Source organism: Clostridium beijerinckii (assembly GCF_036699995.1).
GTDB classification, from domain to species: Bacteria; Bacillota; Clostridia; order Clostridiales; family Clostridiaceae; genus Clostridium; species Clostridium helianthi.
The window spans coordinates 4,417,824-4,434,395 of record NZ_CP144906.1; the positions used below are offsets into that span (position 1 = coordinate 4,417,824).

Annotated in this window: 10 protein-coding genes; 1 reads left to right on the forward strand and 9 read right to left on the reverse strand. The window is 28.3% G+C overall.

The window, feature by feature from the left end; translation table 11 throughout:
* Positions 1 to 44: 44 nt before the first annotated feature.
* The 3 genes from PZA12_RS20360 to PZA12_RS20370 all read right to left on the reverse strand — a co-directional run bounded on the left by PZA12_RS20360 (position 45) and on the right by PZA12_RS20370 (position 6,622).
* On the reverse strand, positions 45 to 2,513 hold the full coding sequence (locus PZA12_RS20360) for a response regulator transcription factor (RefSeq protein ID WP_078114621.1): 2,469 nt from the start codon (positions 2,511 to 2,513) through the stop codon (positions 45 to 47).
* A gap of 248 nt (positions 2,514 to 2,761) precedes the next feature.
* Positions 2,762 to 4,696, reverse strand: coding sequence for a molecular chaperone HtpG (htpG, locus tag PZA12_RS20365; protein WP_103698817.1), 1,935 nt, complete (start codon positions 4,694 to 4,696; stop codon positions 2,762 to 2,764).
* A 213-nt stretch (positions 4,697 to 4,909) separates the two neighbouring features.
* Complete coding sequence (locus PZA12_RS20370) at positions 4,910 to 6,622, reverse strand: methyl-accepting chemotaxis protein (RefSeq protein WP_078114619.1); 1,713 nt, start codon at positions 6,620 to 6,622, stop codon at positions 4,910 to 4,912.
* Between the two features lie 216 nt (positions 6,623 to 6,838).
* Between PZA12_RS20370 and PZA12_RS20375 the strand changes: the two genes are divergently transcribed.
* Positions 6,839 to 7,603 carry a MerR family transcriptional regulator gene (locus PZA12_RS20375; RefSeq protein WP_078114618.1) on the forward strand — a complete coding sequence of 255 codons (765 nt, stop codon included), beginning with the start codon at positions 6,839 to 6,841 and terminating at the stop codon, positions 7,601 to 7,603.
* A 177-nt stretch (positions 7,604 to 7,780) separates the two neighbouring features.
* On the opposite strand, the gene PZA12_RS20380 is transcribed toward PZA12_RS20375, so the two are convergent.
* From PZA12_RS20380 to PZA12_RS20405, 6 genes are all read right to left on the reverse strand, one after another.
* Positions 7,781 to 9,529 (reverse strand): HD domain-containing phosphohydrolase, encoded by a 1,749-nt coding sequence (locus PZA12_RS20380; protein ID WP_078114617.1) that lies wholly within the window; start codon positions 9,527 to 9,529, stop codon positions 7,781 to 7,783.
* Positions 9,530 to 9,866: 337 nt separating this feature from the next.
* Complete coding sequence (locus tag PZA12_RS20385; RefSeq protein WP_078114616.1) at positions 9,867 to 10,679, reverse strand: purine-nucleoside phosphorylase; 813 nt, start codon at positions 10,677 to 10,679, stop codon at positions 9,867 to 9,869.
* Between the two features lie 88 nt (positions 10,680 to 10,767).
* On the reverse strand, positions 10,768 to 11,151 hold the full coding sequence (locus tag PZA12_RS20390; RefSeq protein WP_078114615.1) for a GerW family sporulation protein: 384 nt from the start codon (positions 11,149 to 11,151) through the stop codon (positions 10,768 to 10,770).
* 486 nt (positions 11,152 to 11,637) lie between these two features.
* Positions 11,638 to 13,419, reverse strand: a complete 1,782-nt coding sequence (locus PZA12_RS20395; protein WP_078114614.1) for a sensor domain-containing diguanylate cyclase/phosphohydrolase — start codon at positions 13,417 to 13,419, stop codon at positions 11,638 to 11,640.
* A gap of 149 nt (positions 13,420 to 13,568) precedes the next feature.
* Positions 13,569 to 15,596 carry an ABC transporter permease gene (locus tag PZA12_RS20400; RefSeq protein ID WP_078114613.1) on the reverse strand — a complete coding sequence of 676 codons (2,028 nt, stop codon included), beginning with the start codon at positions 15,594 to 15,596 and terminating at the stop codon, positions 13,569 to 13,571.
* The gene (locus PZA12_RS20405) at positions 15,586 to 16,353 is read right to left on the reverse strand and encodes an ABC transporter ATP-binding protein (RefSeq protein ID WP_077845311.1); all 768 of its coding nucleotides are present in this window, start codon (positions 16,351 to 16,353) and stop codon (positions 15,586 to 15,588) included. Before PZA12_RS20405 ends, PZA12_RS20400 begins: the two co-directional genes overlap by 11 nt.
* Positions 16,354 to 16,572 lie beyond the last annotated feature (219 nt).

A 16,572-nucleotide genomic window follows, 5' to 3' on the forward strand; every position in this document is an offset into this window, starting at 1 on the left:
TGTGTATTATACTAAAGTATAATTTTGATTTAATTCGTATCATTTTATATTATCCCTTTTTCTTTTAATTGATTAATTGCTATCGTTTTATTTCTTACATTTAACTTGCAATAGACGGATGCAATATGTTTTTTTACAGTGACTAAAGCAATATTTAGTTTATCTGAAATCTCCGCTTGCTTATATCCATGATGTACTAATTTCATTATCTCAATTTCCCTTGGAGTCAACTCTATTTTTTCTAAATTGCAATATCTTTTTACATATATCTGATTATATTCTTTGCACTTTGTGATTAAACATTTTACATACTCACTTTCGTTTCTAATAGATTCGAGTAATGGTAATATGTGTGGGGCTAATTCAACAAAACACATTACAATGTGGTCTTTTTCTGCTAGTTCAATAGCTTTTAACAATGACTTTTTTGCAATTTCACTTCCATACAGCTTGTACTTTGCAATTGAATCAAATGTGTATGCATATATTATTCCAAATATACTTTTTTTGCCTGTATAAACTTCCAGCATAATTTCTACCTGAATTTCTAACTCTATATAACTCCCCTTAAGTATCATCGCTAAACCTGTGATAACATGGTTCATTCCTATAACAGGCATAATGTCTTTTGATTCATGGTTTTCTATATTTATAATCCACTTATTTAAATTTTCTAAATTACCAGTTATTCCATCAATATATCCTATAGCTATCTGTGATCCGTTAAGAAAGATTGGAATATTAAGATTTTCATACTCTTTAATCAGATTATAGAAATTATTTTTAATCTCATTTTTATAATCTTTATTAACACAAATCCTTGTTAAGAGAAATAATGAGCAAATTATTATGCTTGTCTGTTTTTTGGTTTTAGCCTTATGAAATGCCTTATAAGCAAATAATTCTCCATTTTCAATGTCACCTGTTTCATAAAAATATTCGGCCATCATAAGGTAATTTGCACCTGTTGCTCCACCATTTGATATATGAATAAAATAATTTATTCCTTGTTGAAAAAATTCCACTAACTCTTTCAAATTACCTGTTTTCCTGTGAAATAAATATAAAAAATGAGGTGATCCAAAAGTTGCTGGCATTTTATTATTTGCTATTCTTGATACTCCTCCATTAAAAAGCTCATAAGCTTTTTTATGGCACTCTATCATTCTCCTAACATTATAAAATACTAATATGCTTTCTAAAAATGCAATTTCACCTAATATCTGATTTTTCTCTTTAAGATTTTTATCTTCTTTATATACAGCTTTAGCCTCATATAATAACTTGGCACCTGCTATTGGATTTCCATAAAGAATATAAAAAAATAAGTAAGTTAGATAAGCTATGGGTCTTTTTATCTTCTCACTGATAATAAGCTCATTAAACACTGGTTTTATAATTCCTTTATATAAATTGGTAAGATCTATTGTATAATTTCTCTCTATTAAATCTAATATACGCGCGTAATTTTTTGCTTTATAGTAGTATTCCATTGCATATATATCATTAAAATTTTTAGCATACCAATCACCACAGATACTATTTATTTTTTTTAAATCTACATTGGATAATGCTAATTCTTCTTCTAATGCATTTTTAAGAATTGAATGTAGTCTATATATTTTTTCCTTTTTGTCATATCTTATAAAGCAATTATTAGAACATACTCTTCTAATTATCTCCTTAGATCTTTCATCTTCTGTAATATACACAGCTTGCTCAATCGTAAAATTCTCAACCAATGAGAGCTTTAATAAAATCTGCTTGGTAACTTCATCAAATTTATCATATACAGCTACTTTAATTAACTCTGTTGCTTTTGGTATATTATCAAATGTATTTTGACTGTAATATTGAATTAATGCAAGATACATAGCTGAAGTCCATCCACCAGTATATTCGTATAGTTCTTTTTTTTCTGCTTCCGTCAATATAATTCCATTAATCTTAAAGAACTCTATCGTTTCGTCAAAGGTAAATGCAATATCCTCTTGACGCATTATCATACATTTTTGCTTTAGTTCAAATTCAACATACTCATTTGCCGGCTTTTTTCTACTTATTATAACTATGTGCAAATTACTTATATCTTCCAATATTATAGCTTTTATTAAATGATTAATATAAACTATTTTTTCATCATCCCAATCATCAATAATTATTATGGTTTCTTGCCTTATCTCATTTCTAATCATATCTACTATCTTATAAACATCTTTATTATTATTAGGAACCCCGTATGCATATAACATTTCACCTAATTTGAAATTGATATTTTTAATCAAATCACAAAATTTTTTCCATATCCACATATCATCAATCTCATCATTTGTTATATCAAGCCAAATTGTTTGCACTCGTTTATTCTTCTCTATAAAATTTCTAACTGCAATGGATTTTCCGTAACCCATAGATGCTGATATAAAATATACAGGTACTCGAAAAACTTCTAGCAATAGCTTATTAATACGCTTTCTATATAGCAATTTAGGTCTAAAAATTTCATTTTTCATATATAAATACCCCTTCATTTAAGCAAATGTATGTGAAAACTACATTAGAATATTTTATCATACTTAAAATTCCATTTCAAATTTAGCCTTTATTGTTAAAATTATACTAAAACCCAAATAAGAATCTGCTTAGTAAACTGTGCATTTCTAATGCTTTTTAAAGTTATAAGTAGATTTAACTTCATTATAATTTCCCAACGAAAAATAAAGTTCCAAGCACTTAAACTTGGAACTTTATTAACGCTATATTAAAGAGCAACTACTTTATTTAAAAGCATATTATTTCTCTTTATAAATTCATCCATTTCAGCTGCATCTAATTCCTTATTTGCAATTTTAGCTAAATCTAAAATATGCTCACAGATAAATTTAACATCTTCCTTTTTGCTTTCATTCTTAGAAACTTCTAGAAGCTTCTTAATTATTGCACTCTTATTGTTTATAACTAGAGTTTTTTCTTCATCAAACATACCTGGGAAGCTCATTCCTGATTTTGCATACATCTTACTCATTTGAGCCATTCTTCTTGACTCTTCTGAAACTAAAATAAGTGCTGGAGTTTCTTCATTCTTCAATCCTTCAATAGACAAATTCTTAATTTTGTCTCCTAGTGCAGTTTTAAATAGCTCCTCTATTTCCTTATTTAAAGCTTTTATAGTCTCATCATTTTCATCTTCTTTACTTCCTAATGTATCTGAAATATCAGAATCAATTCTATTGAATTTAATTCCTGATTCATGCATTTCCAAGAACGAAATAAAGTGGTCATCTAGTGAACAATCTAATATAACAGCATCTAAATCATTCTCTTTAAACATCTTTATATATTGAGATTGTTGTTTTTCATCATTAGCATAAAATACTTTGTTTTCATGCTTTTCTTTATTGGCTTCAAGATAATCCTTTAATGTTACGAATTCACCCTTTAAATTCTTAAAGATTATTATTTCCTTTATCTTATCATAGAATTTTGGATCTCTTAAGCAGCCGTATTTAATAAATATTTGTATATCTGGCCAGAATTTATTAAATTCTTCTCTGCTATTTTTAAACAAGTCAACTAATTTATCTGCTACCTTTTTAACTATATGATTAGATATTTTTGAAACTTCCTTATCATTTTGAAGGAAACTTCTTGATACATTTAAAGGTAGATCTGGACAATCAATAGTACCTTTTAAAAGTAATAAGAATTCAGGTATTACTTCTTTAATATTATCCGCAACAAAGACTTGGTTATTGTATAACTTAACTTGACCTTCTGTTGCTTCAAATTCATGAGTTAATTTAGGGAAATATAATATTCCTTTTAAATTAAATGGATAATCTACATTTAAATGAATCCAGAACAATGGTTCATTGAAATCCATAAATACTTTTCTATAGAAATCCTTATATTCCTCGTCAGTACAATCCTTAGGTGCTTTAACCCATAATGGATTTGTATCGTTCAATGGCTTTGGTGCTTCTGGTTCAACTAACTCTTGATATTCAGTTCCATCTTCTTTCTTCTTTGTTTCATATTTAGGTTCTTCTTTTGGCTTATTTTTATCTTCTAAATATATTTCTGTAGGTAAGAAAGAACAGTATTTCTTGATTATTTCTCTTACCTTATATTCTTCCAAAAATTCTGAGCTTTCATCATCTATATATAGAGTTACTGTTGTACCCCTTGTTGTTCTCTCGCTAGAAGATCCAATCTCATATTCTGTTCCACCTGTACATTCCCACTTAACGGCTTCAGCGCCTTCTCTAAATGATAGTGTATCTATTTCTACCTTAGTAGATACCATGAAAGTTGAATAAAATCCAAGCCCGAAGTGACCAATTATATCCTTACCTTCATCCATTTTATCTTTATATTTTTCCATAAAATCCGTTGCGCCAGAAAAAGCAACTTGATTTATATATTTCTTAACCTCTTCCTCTGTCATACCAATACCATTGTCTATGAATTTAAGAGTCTTCTTTTCCTTATTTATTGATACAACAACTTTGTATTGCTCGTCTCCGTTTACTGTTGCCTCTCCTAGAGAAACTAATCTTTGAAATTTACTAATTGCATCGCATGCATTACTTATAACTTCTCTGATAAATATATCCTTATCAGAGTATAGCCATTTTTTAATAATAGGAAATATGTTTTCTGTGTCAATTGATATGTTACCATTTTCTTTTATCATGATATTACCTCCTGTTATTTTTTCTAGAAAATATTTTAATGCAAAGAATATTTATTGTCAAATTCTTCTTGTAACTTTATTTTAAACTTATGCATTAATTTAATAAAGAAAGAATATATGTTGTAAAATTTATTTCTCACGTAATAGCTTCAAACTATCATTTTGATATAGTACAACATATATTCTAAATTATATATTAAAATTAAAATCTGATTATATCTTAAATTTTAACACAATTTCATTGAGTTTTTGAGATAGTTCTGCTTGACTTTGCGAAGATTTGGCAATATCACTAACAGCTAATGTTATTTCACTAATACTATTTAATACTTCTTCAGAACCTGCACCTGACTCTTCTGCTGTCGCTGATACAGTTTGCATAGCTTGGTTTATTTGTTCTATAACTTCATTTATCTGATTAGATGAATTTGCAAATTCTTCAGTCATTTCATTAACAAATTCAGCATCTTTTTCATATTGAATGCCAGTATTCATAAGTAACTCATAGCTTGGTTTTACATTTTGAGCTATATAGTTAAGTATATCTTCTCCACTTTGAGATAAATTTTCGAATGCAGCCTGCACCTGTAAAACCATACCCTGTATACTTGAAACTGCCTCTGATGATTGTTCTGCAAGCTTTCTTACCTCATCTGCAACCACAGCAAACCCTTTTCCGTTCTCACCAGCTCTTGCTGCTTCAATTGCTGCATTAAGTGCAAGTAAATTAGTTTGTGATGCTATATCACCTATAGCATTGGCCATCAATTTCACCTCATTTACTACTTTACCGTCTTCGATAGCTTTTATAATATTTGCTCTCTTTTCCTCATAAATAATGTTTCCTTGTTCTATATTTTCTGAAGCTTTTTTCTTTATTTCAAGAGAGCGATTCTTTATTTTACCTACTGAAACAGCTGCATCATTTGCTCTATTAGCAAGTTCATTTGTTGTCGCTCCAATTTCTTCTGCTGATGCACTTACTTCTTCAGTTATAGCGCTCAAATCTTGGGCTCCTTTAGATATTTGTTCAATTGATTCATTTATATCATTCATCTTAGAAGAAACCTCATGTGTTGTAGCTGATAGTTCCTGCCCCGATGAACTTATATCATTGGATCCATCTATTATTACCGCTATTAACCTTCTTATGTTTTCATTAGCTTTATTTAATGCTCTTGCCATACTACCAATCTCATCTTTAGAGCTTATCTCTATTTCCTGAGTTAAATCTCCTTCTTCTAAGTGCTGTGCATATAATAATACTTTTTTTAAATTATTTGATATTATTGTAGCAATTATAACTCCTAATAGAACTGCAGTAATAAAACCTAAAATAATTATTGTTACCATTATATAAAAAGATTTATTATTCACATTGTTATTGGAAGAACTTTTATCTGATGCTTTTTGTTCAGTAATTTTAACTAATTTGTCAATATTATTAGTTAACTTCTCTCTTATGCTTGCACTTTCTTTGCTAAAACTCATAGCTTCGTCGTACTTTCCATCACTTGCTAGACTTATTATTTTATCAGATGAATTCCTATAATCTGTTAAATCACTTTTTATTTCTTTGTATATCTTATTTTCGTCTTCATTCATATCTGATTGTTCATATATTTTAAGAATTTCATTATTTTCATTTCTGTAACCATCTATATTACTTATTGTTTGACTAACTTTACTAGAATCTTTACTGTTTAGTAAATTCAAAATTTCTAATCTAGAATGTAGTGTATTCGAGTTAAAATCTTGTAAATTTTTTAGCACTTGGAAATCTTTTTCATATAACGCATTGGAATTAGAATTTACTTTACTTACACTAAGTATTCCTGTAACTCCAACTACGGCAATAAATATAGATATTATAAAGAAACTGATCTGTAATTTATATTTTATTTTCAAATTATTAAACCATCTCATACTATTATCCCCCTTTATTGATATTTGTAATCAACTAGTAATTCTTATTAAAATATTAACATAATTTACCCATTTTTGCACTTATTTTTTGTAATTTTCACTAAATTCCGAAAATTGTTTTATACAATATTATTTTTTATTAAAACAATTACAAAAAATACTATTGACATTGACGCTACGTAAAGGTGTAAATTAATCTTGTAAGGAGGCAATCACATGGAATATACAGTGCAAAAACTAAGTAAACTGGCTGGTATCAGCGCAAGAACACTTAGATACTACGATGAGATAGGAATTCTTAAGCCGGCAAGAATCAATTCATCTGGATATCGGATTTATAGCCAAAAAGAGATAGATAGGTTACAGCAAATATTATTTTACAAGGAATTAGGAGTAGATCTTGAAAGTATAAAAAGCATGTTGTTATCACCAGATTTCAGTAATATCAATGCACTCAAAGAGCATCGCGAAAAGCTTCTTGCAAAACGCAAACAATTAGATATATTAATAGCTAATGTTAATAAAACACTAGCTTCATCAGAAGGGAGAATTATAATGAGCGATAAAGAAAAATTTGAAGGCTTTAAACAAAAAATGATAGATGAAAATGAAAAGAAATATGGTAATGAAATACGATCTAAATATGGTAATGATATTGTAAATAAATCAAATAAAAAATTCCAAAATATGAGCAAAGAACAATATGAGGAATTCGAAAAGTTAGGTATTAAACTTATGGATACATTAAAAAATGCTTTTAAAACTAACGATCCTTCAAGCGAACTTGCACAAAAAGCTGCTGATTTACACCGCCAATGGTTAACTTATTCTTGGAGCGAGTACTCAAATGAAACCCATGCAGGGCTTGCCCAAATGTATGTTGATGATGAACGATTTACTGCCTATTATGATAAGGACCAACCTGGTCTGGCCGCTTTTTTAAGAGATGCTATTTTTATATACACTGGAATAAAAAAATAATTTTATAAATTTAAATACATCAGTGACAATATTATTAAAAATCAATGGCTGTCGATTTTATCGACAGCCGTTGATTAACTATTCCATATATTGCACTTTAATCATTGTTATCTTAATTATTTAAAATAATGAGTTTATTGCGCTCAATTTACATGTACTCTCATAAATTATAATTCGTTATTTGTTCAATACTTTTTCAATAAATAAATTTACTAATTCAGGATCAAATTGAATTCCCGAATTTCTTTTTAATTCCTCTATAGCAAATTCTTCTGATAATGCTTTTCTATAAGGACGCTCACTAGTCATAGCATCATATGCATCTACTATAGATATAATTCTAGATTCAAAAGGTATATCTATATCCTTAATGCCTTTTGGATATCCTTCTCCATTCCACATTTCATGATGAGAAAGTACATACTTTGCAATTTCTGACATTTCATTTACTGTACTTAATATCCTATACCCTATTTCTGGATGACGTTTGATTTCATTATACTCATCCTCTGTAAGTCTCCCTGGCTTATTAAGAATATTTTCCTCTATTGCTATTTTGCCTATATCATGTAGCAATCCAGCATTTTTTAATTCTTGGATTTTCCTTTTAGGCAGACCAATATTCTTTCCCATAAGTTCACACAGCTCAGCAACTCTTACAGAATGTTGTTCTTCCCTTTTATTCTTCTCATTAAGAGTATTTATTATTGTATCAATAGTTTTTCCTCTCATATTTGAACTTTCAAAAAGCTTTCTCTTATACATATAATCCTCTGCTTTTATGAATATTTCTTGAATCATTTCATCTTCATGACATTTAGTTTCATAACCGAATGAAATAGATATATCCAAACCTTGTATTTTTTCTTTTTTAGCCAGATTATTAATATTTTCAACGATCTTCTCTGCCTCATAAGTATCTGTTTTGGGTAATAAAATAACAAACTCATCTCCACCAAGTCTAATAACAACATCCTGAGATCTACATCCATTTTTTATTATCTGTGCCGATTTTTTAATCAATTCATCCCCTACAACATGTCCAAACGAATCATTGATCAACTTTAACCCATTCACATCCCCAAGAACAATAGTTAGAGGATAATTCTCTTTAATGTCTAAACTTTTTAGCTCCTCCTCATAATATCTTCTATTATATAGCCCTGTTAATTGATCATTGTAGCATAAGTATTCTAATCTCTCTTCTAGTTCTTTTTTAACAGTCATATCTCTTAATGCAGCTAAAACATGATCTGCTCCACACTTAACCATCCTAATCTCACAATAACTACCTAATAGTTTATACTCAAAAGTATGTAACTTACCCGTTTCTAGAACTAATCTCAAATTCTCATAAGCTAATTCAGCAATCTCTTTCGGCATCACTTCTGATATTGTCTTACCAATAAACTCTTCTTTAGGTAACATCAATATATTCTCATCCTTAGCTTCAGTATCTATAAAAACACCATTAGAGTCAAAAGTAAATAAAATATCTGGTATAGCTTTAATAATTGCTCTACTTTTCTCTTCAATTTCCTTTATCTGTATCTCGTCTTTTCGTATCTGCTCATACTGAATCTTCAATTCATCCTCATAATCACTCAATTGTTTAACATATATCCCCAGATCTTTATAACTATTTCTAAGTTGTTGCTCTGTATTACATATTTTTTTTAGAAACTTATTTATCAATACATAAAGAATACTTGTAGTAACCATTATAAACAGAACACCTTTATATATGCTAATTTTTAACGCACTATCTTGTACATTTGTAATTAAATCAATAATAGCATCCGATACAAAAATCCATATCAATCCTATTACTGCATATATTAAGCATATTTTAATATTTTCATACTTAAAGGAATATTTATTCTTCGATAAACGCGATAACCCCTTCTCTTTAATTAACATAAGCATTCTCCTATTTTCATTATTATTCTTCCATTATACCTTAAATATATTAAATATAACCATAATGTTTTTGTTTTTTATACATAATTAGCTATAATTTTTTTAATTGTATTCTTTTATTGCTTATAATATGCAGTTTTCAATTAAGTTCTATATCACATCTTTAATCAAGTGCTTGGATTACTAGATTTTTAAATGTGGAGTTATTAGTGGAATATATAATTTCTAACACGAATAACAGTCCAATTTGCATAACATACATAAATTAGACTGTTTTATTCTTTATAATGAAAAACATAAAATGAATAAATTAATCAAAATGTGCTAGTATCATAATTCATAATCAAATTTCTTTTATAATTTCTGATACCCACCTGCATAAATCAACCGAAACCTTTTTAGCTGTTTCAACAACTCTATCATGAGAATGTTTTACTTTCTGTATTCCTGTAGCCATGTTAGTAATACATGCTATTCCAAGCACATCCATACCTAAATAATTCGCCACTATAGTCTCCGGTACAGTTGACATACCTACCGCATCAGCTCCATGCCTACCGATCATTACTATTTCTGCTGCTGTTTCATAATAAGGCCCCATAAATCCTGCATAAACACCTTCTGCATATTTTATTCCTAACTTATCTCCAACTTCTTTTGCTTTTTCTATAAGCTCTAACTTGTATGGCTCCGACATATCTGGAAATCTTGGCCCAAGTCTATCATCATTTATTCCAATCAAAGGATTATCTCCAAATAAGTTTATAAAATCATTAATAAGCATTAGAGTTCCTGGCTCAAAGCTTTTATTTATCCCACCACAAGCATTGGTCACTATAATTTTCTCAATCCCCAATTTCTTCATTACATATATTGGATATGTAACTTCTTTCATTGTATAACCTTCATAATAATGAAATCTACCTTGCATTAGCAGAACTTCTATATCATTTATTTTACCAAATACAAGCTTACCTTCATGGCCCTTAACTGTTGATATAGGGAAATTAGGAATATCTTTATACGATATACTTTCTACATCTCTAACCTCATTAACTAAATCACCTAGGCCTGATCCTAATATTATCGCAATTTTAGGTGCTCTGTTTATCTTACTTCTAATATACTTGGTTGATTCAATTATTTTATTATACATTCTATTTCCTCCTAACACTTAAATTAAACAAGTTTTTATATAATAATACTTTATAGCATTTCATCAATTAGTTCCATAAGATGCCTATTTATAAACTAAAATTTATCTCTTCCTTAATATTTTCTTTATTAATATTAAATTTCCCAACTCTGTCAGGAATACAGCTAAGTATATCATCTAGATTATTTATTCTTCTTATTTGCATTATAGTAGTTTTACCATCTCTAATTATTAAAATTGCGTCTAAAGATACACTTACACCAATACATTCGCCAATGTCTACTCCTTTCATTCCTTTAGAACCATCACATTTTTCTCCGCTTATTCCGTAACTAACCATAAATCTTATAATAGGTATTAGAATTACTTCTTCTAAAATAACAGGTTTTCCTATAACTCTCTCTGTTATGAAATGTTTTCCTGATTTAATAAATAAGGTATCTATATCTTCATTTTTTGCTCCATTATCCATATTGTTCCCTCCCAAATTTAATATAACCTTAGTAGCACTTAATACACTATTTCAAATACTGGTATAAAACTATATGTGTTGCAATTCACAATTACGGCTAAAATTCTTGCAATATTTTCAGCGTTATGATGAAGAACTATTTTTGCAATGTATATTAGCATCTGAATATTTAACACCATTATCCTAGTGACAAGCATTCTATACTTAAACAAATATATTAGTAATTATTTCCCAATAACCTGAAATTTAAATCTTATCTCTGATTAATAAATTTTAAAATACCATTATTTTTAGCTTCCGTGACACTTACATTCTTTATAAAATTTTGATTCACGAAGAATAAAAAAATATGACTTAGAAGATATATTTTTCTCTAAATATCCTCTAAATCATATTTTATTCTTATATTCTAAAAGCTTTTTAATCATTAAACCTAATTTATTATTTGCGGCAAAATTAATATTATCTAATCATAAATAATTATACTTAATGTAGACTCTTATTTCTTAAATAATCAGTAAAACATTTTACTATTTGGGGATCAAATTGAGTTCCCGAACATCTTTTTAACTCCTTTATAGCATCTTCTTTACATATAGCCTTTTTATACACTCTATCATTAGTCATAACATCATAAGAATCAGCCACATTAATTATTCTCGCCATTAAAGGAATTTCTTCTCCAGCTAAGCCTAAAGGATATCCATTTCCATCCCATTTCTCATGATGTGTTAGTACACATTTAGCAACATTTCCAAGCTCACTAGATGCATTTATAATTCTGTATCCTTTTTCTGTATGAGTCTTCATTATTTCAAATTCTTCTTTTGTCAACTTCCCTGGCTTTAATAATATATCTTCATTAACACCTATTTTCCCTATATCATGTAAACTTGCAACTAATGCCAACTCGTCCAACTCTGAAATTTTTAACCTCAATTTTTTTCCTATTTCTAAAGCATATTTTGTTACTCTTTCAGTATGTTCATTGGTTTCCATATTTTTCTCTTCTAGACTTTTTTTCAGTGAATCCATAATTGAACTTCTAATACTTTTCTTTTCTAACAATTTTTGACGATATACTTTTTCTTCTACCTTGTTTATGCAATCGTATATATCTTCCTGTAATGAATATTTTATTCCCTCACCTAATGCAATGCTTAATTGCATAAATTTATAATCTGCTTGTTCGCATTTCTTTGTGATTTTTCTAATAACTTTTTCACATTTTGATTCATCACAATTAGGTATTAGAATTATGAATTCATCTCCGCCCCACCTAAATACATATCCATTAGGATGACATATCTCCTTAAGAACTCCAGCTATACTTCTAAGTAAATTATCTCCTTCTAGATGTCCTAAAGTATCATTTACTATTTTAAGCCCGTTTACATCTCCCATTATTATTCCCAATGGTAAATATTGCTCATGGTTTAATTCTTTAATCTTTTCTTCAAAACTATGTCTATTATATAAGCCTGTAAGAATATCTATTTCACTTAAATATCGTAATCTTTCTTCTAAGATCTTTCTTTCCGTTATATCTCTAGATAACCCTACCAATCCCCATACTTGTCCATCTTTATCTACAACAGGTATTTTTACATTTTCTTCAATTATTTCTTTGCCATTCTCGTTTTGTATCCTATGCTCAAAATAAGTAGCCTTTTTCGTTACCATAATTTTATTATCCTGATCAATGAATTTTTTCGCTTCATTGTAGTTACCATATATCTCCAAATCAGTTTTACCTATTATTTCTTTTACGCCTCTCTTTTTATAAAAATCTTCAAACTTCTTATTAAATCCAAGAAATCTGCTTTCCTTATCTTTATAAAAAATAGATTCTGGCACTGCATCAATTATTGTTCTTAATATGTTTTTTTGTTTTTCTATTTCTGATTCTCTTAATTTTCTATCATTTATATCAATTATAATACCAGCTACGGCTTTAGGCTCTCCATCATTATCTAGTATGGGAAATATGAAACACTCAACACAGTTGTCATTTACTATACCTTCTACAACATAAGTCTTCTTTTTCCTTAGGCATTCATTTATTTGCTCATCATATATTTTTGCTTTTTCTAAAGGAAAAGCCTCTTTGTTTGTCTTGCCTTTAACATCTTCCAGTTTTATATTATACATATCTTCATAATACTTATTAAAAAATATTATTGTCGTATCAATTCCTTCAATCCAAACCGGCCAAGGTATATTACTTAAAAATGATTTATATATTTCCCCTAAATACTTTTCTTCCATCGCTTCGGTATTCCCCTTTTATGTTAAGTTTATTATAATTTGATTTTACTATCTCTTAACATAATTGTCTACCGAAGCAATTATTTTCCAATATTAATATCATACTTATTATTTGCTAGTTTCACCAACACATATTACTGCATTTATTTCTATCTATACTCATTTCCAACTATATTTTTATAAGCTACATATGTTGCATACAGGTATCCACCATAAACGATAAGCATCATTAATGCTGTCATTAAAATCGGTTGTATTTTATTGCTGGAACCTAATACCATTAAGTATTTATTTACTACAGTAATTCCAACATATGAATGAATTATTGAAAGAGCTAGAGGTAATATAAAAAATACAGCAACTTGTTTAAATATACTTCTATTAATCATGCTCTTTGTTGCTCCAATCTTTCTTAAAGATCTATATCTTTCTATAGAATCATTGCATTGAGATAATTGTTGAAGCGCAAGTACCGCTGCACTTGACAATAGAAATACAATTCCCATATATACTGCTACAAATAATATTATTGCAGATAATCCTCTACTATCGTCATATGCCATTTCTCTTGTCCCACCATAGAGAGTAAAGTTTAAATTTTTATATTCATTTTCATTGAACTTAAAATTATTAAATATAGTAGTTAATTCTTTTTTCGCATCTTCCTTATTATTACCTACAAAATTTAAATCTAGTACCTCATCATATTTATCTATTCCATTTACTAAATCATCTGGTACTACTAAGGTAAACATAGTATCACTTGAAGGCGATGTGGAAATAGCCCCAGTTTCAATTTTTTTATCTTTTATTTTAAATTCCTTATTATCTATCTGTAGTGAATTCTCATTTTTAATAAAGCTTTCTAGTAATCCCTTTAAGGGCTCATAATTAGAACACACTAATATCTCATTATCTTTTAAATCTATACTAGATTCACCCTTCAATTTTCTTAATTTATTGTATTCTGAAATTTTAATCATATCTGTAGTATCGAACACTTTAAAATTTAACATCTCTTTTTGGTCGCTAGATAGTGCATATTTAGCTAATACATCTCTAGAACTAATATTACTCTTATATTGTCTAATCACAACATAGTCAGCATTATCATCAACATTATAATTTAGCTGATTTAGTGCATCTAAAACTGAAATTCTATTACTATTATTTTTATCAAATACTTGTACTGATGCATCAAACGGAGTTTGATTTTTTAATGAGCTTTCTGAAGCATTTTTTACACCTAATCCAGTTGACAAAGTTCCTATAGTAACAAATAACATTAAACAAATTATTGTCATAGAGATAAAATTAGTATTAAATTTACTCGAAATTTGTTTTACACTAAAAACATTTAGACCATTTAGATATAAATTCTTGTTTTTCCTAAGTGCAGAGAATGTAACCGATGCGATCCCATAAAAGAAAAATGCTGTTCCAACAATCCCTAATGCTATTGATAATTTAAATCTACTATCATCAAAATTTAATCCTGCTAAATTAACAAGATAATAAGCATAACCTAAAATAATAAGTGCAGATATTAATATAAATAGAGCTATATATGGATTTTTAATATTGATCTTTTCATTTTTTCTATCTGCATGTAACAAGTCAATTAATTTATATTTTGAAACTATAATCACATTAAATATCATAACTAATAAGTACATTATGCCAAAATATAATATAGTCTTAAGTATTGCACTTATTGAAATTGAAAAACTATATTTGGTCATTTGTACCGCAAAAAGCTTAGCTGTGAATATAGAAAGAACTTGTGCAAACAACATTCCAAGTAAAAGTCCTGCAACCAAAGATATTATTCCTATATATAAAGTCTCAAAAAGCAATATCCGTGACATTTTTCTTTTTCCCATTCCTAAAATCATGTATACCCCAAATTCTTTTTTTCTTTTACTAATCAAAAATTTTGTGGCATATATTATTAAACCACCTAATATAACAGAAACTCCAATAGATATATAAGAAATAAGCTGCGCCATTATCTTAACATATTCCGTTTGTCCAGAATTCATATCTGCCATTACTGACTGAGAATCGATTGAATTAAAACTATAGAATATGCATACTGCAAAAGTTAAAGTTAAAAAATAAATAGTATAATCTTTAAAGCTCTTTTTTACGTTATTAAAAGCAATTCTAGAATACATCTTTTGAATCACCTCCAAGTAGTGTAACAATATCTATTATCTTGTTAAAGAAATCTTTTCTTGAATCCTCGCCTCTTACCAATTCATTAAATATATTTCCATCCTTTATGAATAATATCCTATGTGCATAACTTGCCGTAAACGCATCATGTGTAACCATCAAAATTGTTGCTTCTAATTTTTTATTTAAGGTTTCAATAGAATTTAAAAGTAATTTAGCTGACTTAGAATCCAAAGCCCCTGTAGGTTCATCTGCCAAAATAAGTTTTGGATTATTAACTATTGCCCTTGCTGATGCTACTCTCTGCTTTTGGCCTCCAGACATTTGATAAGGATATTTATCTAATACTTCGAGTATTCCTAAGTTTTTAGCTGAATTCCTTACTAATTCATCGACTTCCTTACCTTTCTTTCCTGCAATAGTCAATGCTAATGCAATATTTTCATAGGCTGTTAATGTATCTAGTAAATTAAAATCCTGAAAAATAAATCCTAATTTATCTCTTCTGAATCTTTCAAGTTTCTTACTTTTAAGCCTTGTAATATCTTCTCCATCAATCATAATTGATCCGGTAGTCACTTTATCTATTGTAGATATGCAATTCAAAAGAGTAGTCTTTCCACTTCCTGAAGGCCCCATTATACCAACAAATTCACCTTTTTCTACTCTAAAACTTATATTATCAAGTGCCTTTGTGACATTATCTTTATTTCCATAATATTTTTCTACATTTTGAATGTTTAAAATGTTCTCCATAATCTTCCTCCTATTTTTATAGCAACTTTTATAATCGCTATTCATTTCAAATTTATTTAACCTCATGGCTACATTTTAAATCTTTTGATATTTTTCTCATATTGAAGTATCTTTCAGTCAGCTTACATTTTCGTAAGATGTAAACAACAATTTGAAATATTAATTGAATTTAATTAAAAACTGTAAATAATGAATATCATTTATAAAACATTTTTATTT